The following is a 15,143-nucleotide window of genomic DNA, read 5'->3' on the forward strand; positions in this document are numbered from 1 at the left end:
CCTGTATGCCCGCGGCACTTAACCGTTCATCTGGAACTCCGCAAGATTTCTATGATGTAATGGGCCGTTGGGATCAAGCAATAGCACGTGTCTATTCGCTTGTTCGTTATATCGGCCAGATGATTCTGCTGTCGCCAAAATTTTCGGGAATTTGGGGAGTGGAGGAGATTTTTGTATTGAAACGAAAACGCAGTGTAGGTAAAGCTGTGCTATCTTTCTGCCTAGCAGTTTTGCTTGTCTGGCAGACGCTGATGTTCTCTGCTGCCGCTTATGCGGCGAGCGAAGGCGGCTCGCCGAGCGCGGACGAACCGTCGTCGGTAACTGGGGCGGTTTACGATGCGCCGGACGAACCGCCGCCGGTAACTAAGGCGGTGTACGCTAAGCCGGTCAATTTCGCAGCGATCCAGGCAGTCCCGGTGGACAAAACGGCGGTGCTCATGGGAGCTAACTCGCCCTTTCCGCTGGAAGTCCTACAGGACGGGAATGTCTTAAAGAAGGGTGACGCCATTCACGGTAGAAAGCCCTTCTCCCTGAAATCGAGCGACATCAAGGTTCCGGTGAAGGGTGACGCCGCCGACCCGAACACGGTGGATGGCAGCACCGTCATTTTGTATGGCGATTGGGTGATGCTGGACAAAGCGACTTACTTTCCGGAAGTGATTTTGCCGGCTGCCACCATGACGCTGAAGGAAAGATCGGGCTACACCATTGGAACGGCCTATTTCTCCGAAGCGGGCATCAAGGTGGTGTTTAACGGCGAAGAACGCTTTTTCAACGGCCAGGGCAAGAACATTACCTTCGGCTTTGAATCCACCGCGAAGGCGGATGTATCGGGTATAGACTACGGCCACCAAAAGCCGATTGGCATTTTCGGGGCGGGCTACATGCTCGAAAACCCCAATGTCACGCCTACGTACAGCATCAACTTGAAGTCCAACAGCAACGCTTCCGAAAACAACTGGATCTATACGGCGCATTTGACGGAGGGTACAATCGAGTGGCAGGCGGAAATTGCCGCCAAGGATATGTTTGACCCCACTATTCCGCAGCCGCTGGACGGGCAAAAGTTTTATAACGCGCTCGATCCGATTCAGGTGGGCACCTACGTGGAGGGGTCCCTCAAGGTCAACGGCAGTGCGACGACACCTGACGGTGGCACCGCCAACGCGCTGGCCTACACCTTCCCTGCGGGCTTCGGCGACAAGGCGACCGTCACCTTCAAGACGTGGATTCCCAAGGCGAAGTATTACCATGAGTATAACAGCGGTAATAATGGGTACGAGACCGTCACCAATACCGCGGAGTTGAGGAACTCGTCGGATAGCAAGCTGCTTTCCTCGAATTCGTGGCGCGTCGCCTTCAAGCCCGACTGGATTCAGAAGAGCGGCACATTGGACAAGCGGTCGAGTTCCACAGACCCGCGTACCATTACATGGACGATTGATGTCAACAAGAACTACAGCAAGCAGGGGCTGAAAAACTTCACCATCACCGATGCCCTGCCGGCCGGACTTACCTGGAGATCAGCCGCATGGCAGTCGTGGGACAGTGCCAAGAAGGACTGGTCAGCTACAGCAACGCCGATTACCCCCGACGCAAACAATGTGTATTCTTTCGGCGAGGTCAACGGCCCGATCCGGTTGGTCATTGTGTCCGAAGTTACGGGCAATACAACCGGCTTCACCAACACGGCAACCACCCAGTGGAAGCTGGATGTCAATACTGTGCAAGACAATGACCAAGCTACTGTGAGGGATGCTGCCGCTGTCACCATTGGCGCCCATACCCTGACAAAGACCACAAGTACCGGTGATACTCTTGGTCTGGGCATATTGCCGTGGAAGGTTACCCTTACACCTCAGGAGGCCCTTCCGGACGGCGCGGTGTACGATCTGCTGGTGTATGGGGATGCGAGCTCCATCGACTTCGCCAAGGTTACCGCCAGCCCGGAGATTGACGCTGGAATCCTGAATCAGTTGAAGGGGAACAATGGAGCGAGATACTTCCAGCGGTTTCAGTCCGGTTCCTTTCAGTCGAGTGACGGCTTAACGCATCAGGTATACACACTTTCACAGGATGGGAAGCCTGTCGCCGACTTGCTTCGTGTCACCGGATACAATAGCGATGCGCCCGCTTCCTTCACCTTTAATTCCCTGATGACGCAGTGGCAGCACTTCGCGGGCAATGGGTCCACAACTCACTATAATCAGGCGTTTCTGTTTGAAGGTACACAGCGGACACGTGATTCAAGTCTGCCTTATCACCAGGTCAACAGCGGTATGCTGGCCAAAGAGATGCTCTATGCGTCAAAGCCGGCGGGAACATCCGTTAGCCCTGGTAATGTCAACCACTACATCCGAAACGACGTTAGCGAAGCACATACACTGGCAGCCTATGATCAGGTGACCAAGACGGTGACCTTCCGGCTGTCGGTCAATATGAACGGCCTGAAGACCGAGGAGATGGCAAAGGATGGCGGCAATCACGTTGCCAGCGACATTAAACTCGTCGATACTCTACCCGAGGGCTGGGAGTTTGTGCCCTATTCGGAGGGACAGGCTTTTGCAATTTACAAGGGAACCCGGGCAGATTATGGAGCGACTGTTAGCGCAGTAACGCTTATTTCCGACCCAAGTGATCTCGTGAGCTTCTCCGCCGCAGGGAACATAGGTACTTTTTCCTTTACCAAGCTGGAAAGTCCCTATGTCGTTCTGGTCAAGGCAAGACCTACCGAGGCGACCCTGCGTCAATATTTTGAAACCGGCGCAGCAAAGCATGAGATGACGAACACCGCCGAGATGAAAATCACATGGGGGGATGAGCCTAGCACAGTCGCAGCCGCCCGTAAGGTCATCGTCCCGATGCAGTCGCTGGGCAAATCGGTGAAGAAGCCGAACCCCGGCGTGCTGGAATGGACGGTGAATTACACCCCGCCTTTCGAGGTGAAGGACGGCGTCTATCTGCAGGATACCCTTGGCCAAGGGCTGGTGCTGCGTAAGGATGAAAGCGGGAAACTCTCGCTGCGACGCCCTGACATGGCGGTGTACCGTGCCAAGCTGACCCCCAGCGGCGAGCTGTCGAGGGACGGCGATGCGCTGAACCTGTACGACCCGAACAGCGAGATCAAGGTGGAAACCGTCACAGAAGGCGGCGCGACCCGGCTGATTTTCCGGATAGCGAATCCGAACCAGCTCTACCAGATCGTGTATCAGACCGAGGTCACCGAAGTGCCCAGCGGCGGGAAGGTCGGCAACGAGATCAAGCTGATGGGCGATGACACCCTGAAGAACATCGGTGCCAAAAGCGAACACGCGGTCGACAACAGTGACGTGGGCGGTAGCGCAGACACCCAAGGCAAGCTGGATCTGGTCAAGGTCGACCCCAAAGGCAAGCCGCTCGGCGGCGTAATATTCACGCTGTATGAGCCCGACGGCAAAACAGAGGTCACCAGCGGAACTACAGGTTCGGACGGCAAGCTTAGCCTGTTTGCCAAAGCCGGGCTTTACGTGCTCAAGCAAACGTATATCGACCCGATCACCTATCTGCCGACCACAACGGTTTATCAGGTGCGTGTGGCGTCTACTCCCTGGAATCCCATCTGGGTAGACGGGGTGGAGGTGACCAGCGCCAAGCCGCTCGTTGTGCCAACCCCGGTGTGGGAGACTGGCCATCTGAAGCTGGCCACGGCGATAGAGGGGAAAGCGGCGGACCCCAACAAGGAATTTGAATATACGATTACCTTCAGCAACGGCAAGTCCTATGCCTATTCTGGCGCAATAAGCGGCACCTTGCCCAGCGGCGGAACCGTTAAGCTGAAAGGCGGCCAGGCCATCACCATCAAGGATATCCCGGACGGCATCACCTACACCATCGTCCAGAAGGGGTACACAGACGAGGGCTACGCCACCGATCCGGCGGATCTGAAGCGTACCGGCAGCATCGTGGCGAACGAAACGGTCGAAGCGAAGTTCGTCAACGGCAAGTACCTCCCAGGCAAGCTGACGATCGGTCAGACGGTCGCGGGCAATGGCGCGGACAAGAATAAGGTGTTTGAGTTCACCGTCACCTTCGAAGGCGCGGGTGCGGGCAAGACGTATGCGTATACGACATCGGGCGGTACGACGGGAACCATCGGGTCCGGCGGCAAGATTTCCCTCAAGCATGGGGAAACCGCCGTTATCGACGGGATTCCCAAGGATACAACCTACACCGTCACCGAGACCGATTATACAGCTGACGGCTACACGACGACTTGGCCGGACTGGCAAACGAACGGCACCATTGCCGAGGAGGGCGACCATAAAGAGGAGGTCGTCAACACGCGGATGGTGTACGGAGGTCTGCTGATCGGGCAGACGGTGGAAGGCAGCGGGGCGGACAAGAATAAAGAATTTAAGTTTACTGTCGAATTCCCGGACGCCGCTGCAGGTAATCCGTACGCCTACACGAAATCGGACGGCACGACGGGAACGATCGGATCCGGCGAGACGATCACCCTCAAGCATGGGCAGACCGTCGCCATTGAAGGCATTCCGAGCGGTGTTCGCTATATCGTCACCGAGACCGATTATTCGGGCGAGGGTTACACCACCGACCCGGTGAATCGGATGCATAGCGGCACGATCATAGCGAAGCAGATTGCCGAAGCCCGATTCGTCAATGCGAAGCATCTGTCTGGCAAGCTGACGCTGACGGCGGATCCCGCGGTCGTTCCCGGCAACGGTACGACGCCTTCACAGTTGACGGCAACGTTGACCGATTATGAAGGCAAGCCGGTTGCGAACCAGGATGTCGTCTTCATCCTGCCGGATCAATCGGAAGTAACGGCCAAGACCGATGCGCAAGGGAAAGCGGTCATCCCTTATACACCGCCAAAGCTGGGCGCTACAACGCCTGAGGATCACCACATCACAGCCAGGGTGAACAGCCTGACGGAAGGGAAATTGATCGCCACCACGACGGTAACTGCCGTGCCGGCGGCAATCATCGGGGTGCTGCGCGACAACACAACGGGCGAAGTGATTCCGAATGCGACCGTTGTCATCACCAACGAGGCGAATGGCGAGAAGCATACGATCACGACCGATGCCGCTGGCGCGTACTTCCTGCCTGTAGCATATGGTGGCGACTACACGATCAGCTTCACGAAAAAGATCAAAATGAACGGTGTTGACGAGTCGATCACTTTCACGCAAAAAGCGGAAGTTGACAGCAATGTGAAGGGCGGCGAGCTGGTTCCGGCGCACATTACGGCTGTAGGCGTCGTGCTCCTGAAGCAGCCCAAAGGGCAGTCTTCGCTGCTGAACAGCACGCTCGCGGGCAAGGCGCGCATTTATTTGCGGGATGCGAGCGGCAAATATATTGTGGATCAGAACGGCGCTCCGAAAGCATTCAGCTTGCAACCGAACGGCGCATTCGCTGTGAATGGTTTATCTGCGGAGCACTACAAAATGGAAGTGCGCTACGAAGTTGAGCCGGGCAGAGAACTGACGCTCATTCGGGATGCGGGGCTGGACGTGAAGGCGAATGGGGAATTGAATATTTCTCAGCAGCTCGTCGACCCGTATGGCATCATTACGGATGCAACGACCGGCGCAACGATTGAAGGCGCCGAAGTGACGCTGTACTATGCCGATACGCCGAAGAACAAGGCGAATGGCATCGTGGCAGGCACGAAAGTGACGCTGCCTATGATTCCGGGCTTTGCGCCGAACGATAACGCCAGCCCAAGTCAGAACAGCGATGTAAACGGCGCATATGCGTACATGGTGTTCCCGAACACGGATTACTATCTGATTGTAACGAAAGCCGGGTATGAGACGTATACGAGCCCAACTATCTCGGTTGGAAGCGACATCGTACGTCACGATGTACAGTTGAAGCCGGTAAGTTCCGGCGGCGATGGCGGAGGAACTGAACCCAGCAACCCTGGACCTGGCCCCGTCAAGCCCGAGCCCGGCGAAGGCAATAGCGGAACCGGTAGCGACGACGATGGATCAGATAACGTCGACAACAGACCCGCCAATGGCAACAACGGGTCCGGCAATGGCAACAAAGAACCCGGTAACGTCGACAACGGAACCCGCGAAGGCAACAAGGGACCCGGTAACGCCGACAACGGAACCCGCGAAGGCAACAAGGAACCCGGCTACGTCGACAACGGAACTCGCGAAGGCAACAAGGGACCCGGCAACGCCGACAACGGAACCCGCGACGGCAACAAGGAACCCGGCAACGTCGACAACGGAACCCGCGATGGCAACAAGGGACCCGGCAACGTCGACAACGGAACTCGCGACGGCAACAAGGGACCCGGCAACGTCGACAACGGAACCCGCGACGACAACAAGGGACCCGGCAATGTCGACAACGATCTGGACGATGTTCCGAAAACAGGGGATAGCAGCGCATCGCCAATCTTCTATATGGCTTTGGCGCTGATGTCCTTGATTACGATCGGACTCTGTCTGCTCGACAGAAAGAAGAAAAAGCACATCCAGTAACCGGAAAGGCGGTAAGAAAATGAGTAAGATCAAAAAATTTCTTATCGCCGTTTCCTTCCTTCTGTTGGTATTTTCTCTTGTCACTGTTGCGAGAACTCTCCTGCGGGATTACGCCGAGCAACAGAAGATGGAAGATATTGCAAAGGTTCGGGAGGAAGAGTTGGACAAAGGCGGAGGGGAGGTAATCCCCTCCGCTTTGATCAAGAAGGCACATGAGCCGGTCATGCTTCCCGAATTTCGAGAGCTTTACGAGAGAAACCCGGACATCGTCGGTTGGCTGAAGATTGACGATACCCGAATGAATTACCCGATTATGCAGAACCCGCAGGATGCGGAGTACTATCTCGATCATGATTTCGATAAAAATGAAAACAAAAGCGGCCTCCCCTTTTTGGACGCGCACAGCCGGATCAACGGTTCGGATATTTTGCTGATTCACGGACATCACATGAAAAGCGGCTGGATGTTTGCAGATTTGTTGAAGTACAAGAAAGAAAGCTTCTATAAGGAGCATGCTACATTCCAGTTCAGTACGCTTTACGAAAAGGAAGAGTATGAGATTGTCGCCGTTATTGAGTCAGAAGTTTATCGCAAATCAGACGACGTTTTTAAATACTACCAGATTGAGAAGGTAAGTACGCCTGCCGAGTTCGATGCGTATGTTCAAAACATCAAAAAACTCGCTCTTTACGATACGGGCGTATCAGCCCGGTATGGCGACAAGCTTATTGTACTGTCTACGTGTGAGTACTCGACCGAAAACGGTCGGTTAGCGGTGGTCGCCCGAAAGCGTAAATGACGATGTTGAAACACGGAGTCTTACTGCTTCATATCACGTTCTCCCTTGGAGGACGTGATTTTTTTTGAATAGCAGCCGACGGTATTTTATAAACATTGTTGACATGACACTAAAAGGTGTCCTATAATCAAAATAGACACCAAAGGGTGGCCGATTTCGGATTGGAATTTTGGAATTTTGCAATTTGGAAACGCCGAACACCGTTTTCAGTTTCGCACTCTATAAAGAAATAATGGGAGGAAAGGAAATGTCCTATATCGTTGATTTTAAAAATGTGTCTACGGTTGGTTTGGAGTCTTCGCCTGTAGTAGATGCGCTTGCTGGTTTACGTGCTAATGAAGCCCGTTACTTCATGAACAAGTACAAGCATGAATTTACGGTTATACCAGCTAGCGAAAGCCAGGAGACCATTGATTATGTGAACCGAATTTTGAAAGAAGAACGTGATATTGCGTTTGCGGCCAAACCTTTAGAAACGTCGCGTTTTCAAGTGGAAAATATTAAATGGGCCTTCGTCTTTTATGAGGATGGTCTAGCGGTCAACGTCATGTATACGGTTGATGACCCTAAGAAGCGGGCCGTTGGTTTTAAGCTTTCTGAGGGGATGGAGATACCGAAGGAGTTAGAAGGGAAGTTTAAGTTTGCTAGACAGAAGTCTAAACTAGCTGGAACAATTCGAGGTTCGTTTTTTGTGATTAAAGGAGAATATTAAAGTAAGCAAAAGCGCAAGCACAGCGGTGGGGGACTGACCCCCGTTTGTGAGACAGGGATCAAAATACCTTACAAGACTAAGCAGCCAGTCGCCGAAAATCTATCGGTGACTGGTTATTTAGTTTCGTTTGGATACGAGTTGCTTTATAGTAGTGAATGTAGTCTCGAACGGTCTGTTCAACGATGGTCGTCGTTGTCAGAGAGTATGTACGGAGAATACCGATTTCTGCATCTGCTGAAATTGCTGGATGAGCAAACGAAACAAGCCCGGCTATAATCAACAAGGGAGGGCAATATGTTGTTTTGGAAGAAAGAAACGCAGCTTGATCGAATAACAACCAAACTCGAAAAGGCCATGCGCAAAGACACGGACTTTTTGGTGTTTGGAGCATCCTCACACAAATACAAGGTTTATGAAAAGCTTACAGCAAAAGAGCTTGTGGACTGGCAAGCAAAAAATCAGGTCACACTCCCGGAGCCTTATACGCAGTTTTTAACGAAAGTCGGAAATGGAGGCGCCGGGCCGTATTACGGGATTTATTCGATTGAAAAGGCCACTTCCTATACCGAAAGAAATGCACTGGCTGCAAAATGCGTTCTGCATCCCAGAATGACAAAAGAGGAATGGAACCATCTAATCGAACCCTTGATTAATGATGAGGACATCTCCGACTCGGAATACGACGCCGCTTATAATATGGTGATGGGCGGCATGTTGTGCATTGGCACACAAGGCTGCGAATACGATATGTATCTCGTGCTTGAAGGAGAACACAGAGGGAAAATCGTTTATACTTCAGGTTTTTATCCCGATCATCCCTTTTTCTTTGTCTATGAAGACAATTTTCTGGACTGGTATGAGCGCTGGCTGGATGAAATTATTCTGGATTATGATATCGCGTGGTTTGGCAGCAAAATGCCGGGCGATGAAAATGCGTTGATCCAGGTTTATCAAAACGCCCCAAACGAAGAAGTCAAATCAAAAGCGCTTGATGGAATGTTCAAGTTTAAGAAAATCTCGCAGCCAACCATTGATTTTTTAAAAAACGTTGCCGATCAAGGACAAAACGATCGCACCACAGCCATTCGGCTAATCTGCAAAACCTCTATTGACGCGGGAAGAGGCTATCTTCTGGAGCTGCTGCATTCGGATAGAAATGAGGATTTATTACACGCTTTACAGATTTTGAACTGGTATGGGAAATCCGTTGATTTATCGGAATTTATAAAAGTGATCGTGCAAAGTCTCGACAGGGTTCACGACCCGGAAACGTTACGTCATGTGGGGTATGTTTTGGAATCTTCCGGCGCGATTACACTCCAAAACTTTGCGCCCTTTTTGTGCCACGCCGACTCGAATATACAAACCGCCGCCATCTATGCCACACGCAGTTGCAATGACAAATCGGACAGTTGGGAGATCATTGAGCAGATGATAATGGGTGGCGACAAGGAGGTTATGAAAAACTCTATTCTATTTTGGGGCATTATCCCCCATGAGAAGTTATTGCCTTATTATAAGGCTGCATGGCCGGAATATAAAAGCAATAATAATTTCAGGGAAAAATTTATAGAGTGTTTGAAAGAATTAAATTTGCCAGATGATTATTTTGACAAAGAATAATTTTACAACTTATATCTACGGTTGTTTCATAAAAGTTAGACAAGAGGAATAACTTTGTGAACGGAGGGAAAGCTTGCTTAAGTGGAATAGCGATGTATGGAGAAAGCTGACAGGACCGTACGGATCTGCCGAGAACGTACCTGTGTTATTGCAGCAGCTCATGGGGCAATATAGCCAGGAGATTTTTGACGAACTTTTTCAGGAGCATTTGTTCCATCAAAATACGATCTATACGGCTACATATGCGGCGATGCCGTTTTTGGCACAAATCGCCTGTTCTACATCGGATGCGGAAGTGCGCAAGGAGCTGTTTATCAATTGCGGTATAATCGAGGCAAGCCGTAATGGGCGCGATGAGGCGCCATTTCCGGAATCTTGGACGGAACTGGCCGATGATGCAGGCAGCTCCGTTTGTACCGAATTGTATCGTGAATATATAGAGGCCATTGGCAAGCTCAAGGCGCTTACAAAGGAAGTATTCGCCTATACAGTCCACAATTCCATCGAGGAGACGGAGAAACGTTATATTCTTGTCGCGGACGCTGCTTATCGAGGTTCGTATGTCGTTGCCAACATGCTGATGACGTTTATTCACGGGGATGAGTATGTGGCCGTGTGTCCGGCCTGCGAGGAAGATGTATTCCTATGGCCTAATGAAGATCATGCAGAAATCCTTCAAGCCTACGAACATGATCCCGTCTTTCACACTGGTCAGGAATCACATGTCATCGTTCCGGCAGCGTCATTTGCAGATGAAGAAATACGGACATTGGCGGAGCGGGCGGAAGCGATCGGAGAGCAATCATTGGCCGGGCATCTGCATTATTTAGCGGGGGAAACATCATGTCCGTCCTGCCGTGAGAAAATTTCTATATGGCCGTCTTTACTTAGCACATTTGCGATGTAGAGCTGCAAGTTAAGAGGGGAAGAAACTAGGAGCTGTCACGCCGCGACAAGCTCCTTCTTTATTTATCGGTTGGAAAAATTAACACTTGCTCTTCACCGTGATGGCTGGCGCTTCAGCTCGCTTGAAGTAAGGAAGTAATGAAATCAAGCCCAGGATCGCCAGAATGAAACCTACCCATAACGGAGAACGGAGCCCGTATCCGGCGTCGATGGCCAATCCTCCAATGGAAGAGCCGGCGACGACGCCGAGGCTAATAACGGACCCGTGAACGGTCGTAACCAGCGTGCCGGTCCCAGCAACGCGGGTGATGCGGGTCGACATCGCGGGATTCAGGGTCACTCCTGTTAGTCCAATCAGAATGACGGCAATGACAGAAACGTACGGACTGTAGGCATAGATTCCGAACATCATCAGCGCGGCAGTCAAGAGTACCAATCCTATGGTTAAGGTTGGCATCATAAATCGATCGGCAAGTCTGCCGGTAACCAGGTTTCCTGCCACTGTCGCTATGCCGTATATCCCTAACAGAAGCGGAATCGTCGCTGTGTCGAAGCCGGAGAGGTCGGTCAAGATAGGCGCAAAATAACTGAATGCGGCAAACGTCGCGCCGATAATGAGAAGGCTGGTCGCATAGGCAGCCCATAGATTTGGATTTTTGAAGCTCGCCAGTTCGCCGCGCAAACTAACGGACTCCGGCTTGGCCGCGGCGGGGATCACTTTCATGCCCAAAAGTCCGGACAGCAAAACCAGTACGACAACCGCCCAAAAACTGGAGCGCCATCCAAAGTATTGGTTGAAGAGCATCGCCGCGGGCAAGCCAAGCGCGGTAGCCACCATTAAACCGCCAAGGACGACGGAAGCGGCACGACCGCGATACTGAGGACTGACTAACTCAAAGCAAATGCCAAGCGAAACGCCGAAGCAAGCAGCGGAGGAAACGCCGGTAATGATCCGGGCAACCATCATCATCTCATATCCGATGGCTAACGCGCCAAGTGTCTGACCGAAGAGGAATAGGGCCGAAATCCATAAGAAGGCCCTTTTCTTCGACACGTTGGACAAACCAATCGCTAACAAAGGCCCCCCCACAATCATCCCCGCAGCATAAGCGGATATAAGATAGCCGATGGAAGCAATGGATACGTCAAATTCCTTCGATAGCGAAGTCATGATTCCGGCCACCGTGAATTCAGCTGTGGTCATGGAAAAGATCATCATTCCAAGTACATAAATAGCAAACGGCATACAAGTAACCTCCGGTTTTTTTGTAATGGTTAGTACAAAATTACCCGTAAAAAAGTGCAACGCTAGAATACGATTTCCAACGTTGCATTAGCCATCTGAACGGCCCTTTCACGATTCTGAGCAGCGGCATTGAGTACCCGTAGTCCATAATAATTGCTTAGAAAGAGGCGGGCTAAATCCGAAGCCTGATGCGTCCGCGAGATTTCTCCCGACAGCTGCCCTGCCTCAATCGCCTGTTGCAGAGCCTGCTCCAGCAAGTCCACGTGTCGTTTGAATAGGCGTTCGACCGCCGGATCTCTTTGTGCGCGCTCCATGGCAGCATTGATCAGTAGGCAGCCTCTTCGATTCTCGTTTGAAAAGTCCTCTTGGATCGCCCAATTGAGCAAAGCACGAAGTCGGTCTTTTACAGGTCCTTGCCGGTTAAGAATCTCAATCTGGGCTTGGATGCCGGTTTCATGGTAACGCAAGAGGGCTTGTTCATAAAGCTCGTGCTTGCTTCCGTAGGCATTGTATAAGCTTCCTCTTCCAAGACCGGTTTGTTTGCACAGATCCTCCGTCGAGCAAGCCTCGTAGCCATTTGCCCAGAACAATTCCATAGCCGCATCGATCACGGCGGTATCTTTAAACTCCCGCGGCCTTCCGCTTTTACTCACCTCATACCACTCCCTTCCTGCACGTTCTAATAAAAACATAATAATAATTTTGTACTGACCTGTCAAATATAAGTTTGGAGCGGGTATCATGCGAGTGCGTGCAAGTTTGGCTTGACAAGATGTATGGTTTTATGACAAGTTACTGGTGTCGAAAAAGCTAAACGAGCGCGAGAAGCGAGAAAAGGTGAGACACGATGAAAGCAAATCGGATGGAAGCGTTCAGCGATGGCGTGTTGGCGATTATTATTACGATCATGGTGCTGGAATTCAAAGTGCCGGAAGACCATGACTGGTATGCGTTAATCGGACTTGGTCCGAAAATTCTCAGCTACATCTTCAGTTTCGTATATATCGGCATCTACTGGAATAATCATCATCACCTGCTGCACATGGTTCGAACGGTGCACGGGCGGTTGATGTGGCTTAACTTGCTGCTGCTCTTCTGGCTATCCCTTATACCGTTCACGACGGCTTGGATGGGGGAAAGCCATTTTGCACCCACTCCAACGGCGCTGTACGGCATTATTCTACTGCTATCGGCGTTCTCGTACCGGCTGCTTCAGCGCGCGATTATTCAACAGCATTCCGGCGATTCCTCCTTCGTCGTATCGATGGGCAAAGACTGGAAGGTGAAATTATCTCCTTTTCTCTACTTGATCGCGGTGTTGACCGCCTATGTGAGTTCCTGGATATCGTGCTTCTTTTTCGTACTTGTTGCCGTCATCTGGTTCGTACCGGATAAGCGAATCGAGCATGCGCTGAGAGGACAGTAAGCGAGAGGAGGCCGGGATCGATGAGGGATCTTGTGCGAGCGTGATCAAAAAGAGATGATGGCGGGGAATTGGTTTCGTAGCATGTTTTAATAATCAAGAGAAACGACAAACCAAAGCCATGACTCTGGCAATTAGCGGGGGTAAGGCCTTGGTTTTTTGTGAATTCCTAGGGTTTTATGGGAGATTTCTCACTTCTTAACTGCAATCACTTGAATTTTCCGGCTTTTAAATAGCAGGCAACTATCATATAATAGTAGATATATTAATCTTGATTTAAGAATGACAGGTTATAATTGATCCAGAAAAGGGTGTGACTAGGTCGCGCCCTAGCTTGCTGTGTAGCCTAAAGCAAGAGTGCCACATCTTTTCTTCAAATAATAGCGCGTAAGGACGGTTAAAATGAGTAACAGACAAACCAAAACAGACGTTATCTTAATTGGTGCTGGAATCATGAGTGCGACTTTAGGAACGCTGCTGAAGGAATTAGTACCGGACTGGAACATTACAGTTTTTGAGAAGCTCGCAACCGCAGGAGAGGAAAGCTCTAACGAATGGAATAATGCGGGAACGGGGCATGCTGCACTGTGCGAGCTTAACTACACCGTCGAAAAACAGGACGGATCGATAGATATTAGCAAAGCCATCAAAATTAACGAAGAGTATCAGGTTTCCAAGCAGTTTTGGTCTTATCTTGTAAAAAGCAATCTGATTCGCAATCCGCAGGACTTTATCATGCCCTTGCCTCATTTGAGTTTGGTACAAGGGGAAGAAAATGTAACGTTCTTGAAAAAACGTTTTGAAGCGCTGTCAGACAATCCTCTGTTCCAAGGCATGGAATTTTCCGATGACCCGGGCAAGCTGATGGAATGGATTCCGCTGATTATGCAAGGCCGGACCACGAATGAACCTATGGCGGCCACAAGAATCGAATCCGGAACGGATGTCAACTTTGGCGCTTTAACGCGTATGTTGTTTGATCACTTAAAGAGCAAGAACGTCGATATCAAATTCAAGCATAGTGTAGATGACATTAAACGTGCCAGCGACGGCTCGTGGGAATTGAAAGTGCGCAATGTCGATAACGGTACCGTCGAACGCCATACGGCGAAATTCGTCTTTATCGGCGGCGGTGGAGGCAGCTTGCCTTTGCTGCAAAAATCCGGTATTCCCGAAGGGAAGCATATCGGAGGATTCCCGGTAAGCGGACTATTTATGGTGTGCAAAAATCCGGATGTTGTAGCGCAGCATCATGCCAAAGTATACGGTAAGGCTAAGGTTGGCGCTCCTCCGATGTCTGTTCCACATCTGGACACCAGATTTATCGACAATAAAAAATCGTTGCTCTTTGGACCGTTTGCCGGCTTCTCGCCCAAGTTTTTGAAAACCGGCTCCATGTTTGATTTGATAGGTTCCGTGAAGCCGAATAATGTCTTTACGATGTTGGCGGCAGGTGCCAAAAACGTTCCATTGACGAAATACCTGATCCAGCAAGTGATGTTATCGAAAGAGCAGCGCATGGAAGAGCTACGCGAGTTTATCCCGAACGCCAAAAGCGAGGATTGGGATATCGTGGTAGCGGGCCAACGTGTGCAAGTTATTAAAGATACGGCTGCCGGTAAAGGAACGCTTCAATTCGGTACGGAAGTGATTAGTGCCGCCGATGGCTCGATCGCTGCACTGCTCGGCGCTTCTCCGGGCGCTTCGACTGCTGTTTCCGTTATGCTTGAGTTAGTAAAGCGATGCTTCCCGCAGCAATTAAAAGCGTGGGAACCGAAAATCAAAGAAATGATTCCTTCTTATGGCGTGTCTTTATTGAAAAACCCGGAGCTTATCGAAGAAATTCATACTTCAACAGGGCGGACGCTTGGTTTAACCAACGAACTGCAGCCTGCATAGACGATATAAACCATAAAATAAGTTAAGCGGCC

At 50.9% G+C, this 15,143-nt stretch carries 9 protein-coding genes and 1 pseudogene; 7 read left to right on the forward strand and 3 right to left on the reverse strand.

Features of this window, described 5'->3' with window-relative positions:
- The first annotated feature begins 176 nt into the window (after positions 1–176).
- The 3 genes from KQX66_RS24700 (at position 177) to KQX66_RS24710 (ending at position 8,014) form a co-directional block, all read left to right on the forward strand.
- Positions 177–6,503 carry a DUF7601 domain-containing protein gene (locus KQX66_RS24700; protein WP_216795467.1) on the forward strand — a complete coding sequence of 2,109 codons (6,327 nt, stop codon included), beginning with the start codon at positions 177–179 and terminating at the stop codon, positions 6,501–6,503.
- 19 nt (positions 6,504–6,522) lie between these two features.
- Entirely contained in the window at positions 6,523–7,302 is a 780-nt protein-coding gene (gene srtB / locus KQX66_RS24705) for a class B sortase (protein ID WP_216795468.1), read from the forward strand.
- Between the two features lie 247 nt (positions 7,303–7,549).
- Positions 7,550–8,014: a DUF8821 family protein gene (locus KQX66_RS24710; RefSeq protein WP_216795469.1), complete on the forward strand. Its 465-nt coding sequence runs from the start codon at positions 7,550–7,552 to the stop codon at positions 8,012–8,014.
- Between the two features lie 76 nt (positions 8,015–8,090).
- Here KQX66_RS24710 and KQX66_RS24715 read toward each other — a convergent pair.
- Positions 8,091–8,213: pseudogene (locus tag KQX66_RS24715) on the reverse strand (IS3 family transposase); the annotation flags it as partial.
- Between the two features lie 95 nt (positions 8,214–8,308).
- Here KQX66_RS24715 and KQX66_RS24720 point away from each other — a divergent pair.
- Together KQX66_RS24720 and KQX66_RS24725 are read left to right on the forward strand one after the other, a co-directional pair.
- On the forward strand, positions 8,309–9,637 hold the full coding sequence (locus KQX66_RS24720) for an SMI1/KNR4 family protein (protein WP_216795470.1): 1,329 nt from the start codon (positions 8,309–8,311) through the stop codon (positions 9,635–9,637).
- A 73-nt stretch (positions 9,638–9,710) separates the two neighbouring features.
- Complete coding sequence (locus KQX66_RS24725) at positions 9,711–10,544, forward strand: glycosyltransferase family protein (RefSeq protein ID WP_216795471.1); 834 nt, start codon at positions 9,711–9,713, stop codon at positions 10,542–10,544.
- 78 nt (positions 10,545–10,622) lie between these two features.
- On the opposite strand, the gene KQX66_RS24730 is transcribed toward KQX66_RS24725, so the two are convergent.
- Both KQX66_RS24730 and KQX66_RS24735 read right to left on the reverse strand, forming a co-directional pair.
- Positions 10,623–11,789, reverse strand: coding sequence for an MFS transporter (locus KQX66_RS24730; RefSeq protein WP_216795472.1), 1,167 nt, complete (start codon positions 11,787–11,789; stop codon positions 10,623–10,625).
- Between the two features lie 62 nt (positions 11,790–11,851).
- A complete protein-coding gene (locus KQX66_RS24735; RefSeq protein WP_216795473.1) occupies positions 11,852–12,442 on the reverse strand; it encodes a TetR/AcrR family transcriptional regulator in 591 nt (196 codons plus the stop codon).
- A 194-nt stretch (positions 12,443–12,636) separates the two neighbouring features.
- On the opposite strand from KQX66_RS24735, the gene KQX66_RS24740 reads away from it, so the two are divergent.
- Together KQX66_RS24740 and KQX66_RS24745 are read left to right on the forward strand one after the other, a co-directional pair.
- Positions 12,637–13,215, forward strand: coding sequence for a TMEM175 family protein (locus KQX66_RS24740; RefSeq protein ID WP_216795474.1), 579 nt, complete (start codon positions 12,637–12,639; stop codon positions 13,213–13,215).
- Positions 13,216–13,614: 399 nt separating this feature from the next.
- Positions 13,615–15,111, forward strand: a complete 1,497-nt coding sequence (locus KQX66_RS24745) for a malate:quinone oxidoreductase (RefSeq protein WP_216795475.1) — start codon at positions 13,615–13,617, stop codon at positions 15,109–15,111.
- Positions 15,112–15,143 lie beyond the last annotated feature (32 nt).

Origin of the sequence: Paenibacillus oleatilyticus (assembly GCF_018998565.1) — a bacterium.
GTDB lineage: Bacteria > Bacillota > Bacilli > Paenibacillales > NBRC-103111 > Paenibacillus_G > Paenibacillus_G oleatilyticus.

Bases quoted from the DNA above. Each gene is read 5' to 3' on its own strand.
- srtB (WP_216795468.1), top strand. From the start codon at position 6,523: ATGAGTAAGATCAAAAAATTTCTTATCGCCGTTTCCTTCCTTCTGTTG.
- KQX66_RS24710 (WP_216795469.1), top strand. From the start codon at position 7,550: ATGTCCTATATCGTTGATTTTAAAAATGTGTCTACGGTTGGTTTGGAG.
- KQX66_RS24720 (WP_216795470.1), top strand. From the start codon at position 8,309: ATGTTGTTTTGGAAGAAAGAAACGCAGCTTGATCGAATAACAACCAAA.
- KQX66_RS24730 (WP_216795472.1), bottom strand. From the start codon at position 11,789: ATGCCGTTTGCTATTTATGTACTTGGAATGATGATCTTTTCCATGACC.
- KQX66_RS24740 (WP_216795474.1), top strand. From the start codon at position 12,637: ATGAAAGCAAATCGGATGGAAGCGTTCAGCGATGGCGTGTTGGCGATT.
- KQX66_RS24745 (WP_216795475.1), top strand. From the start codon at position 13,615: ATGAGTAACAGACAAACCAAAACAGACGTTATCTTAATTGGTGCTGGA.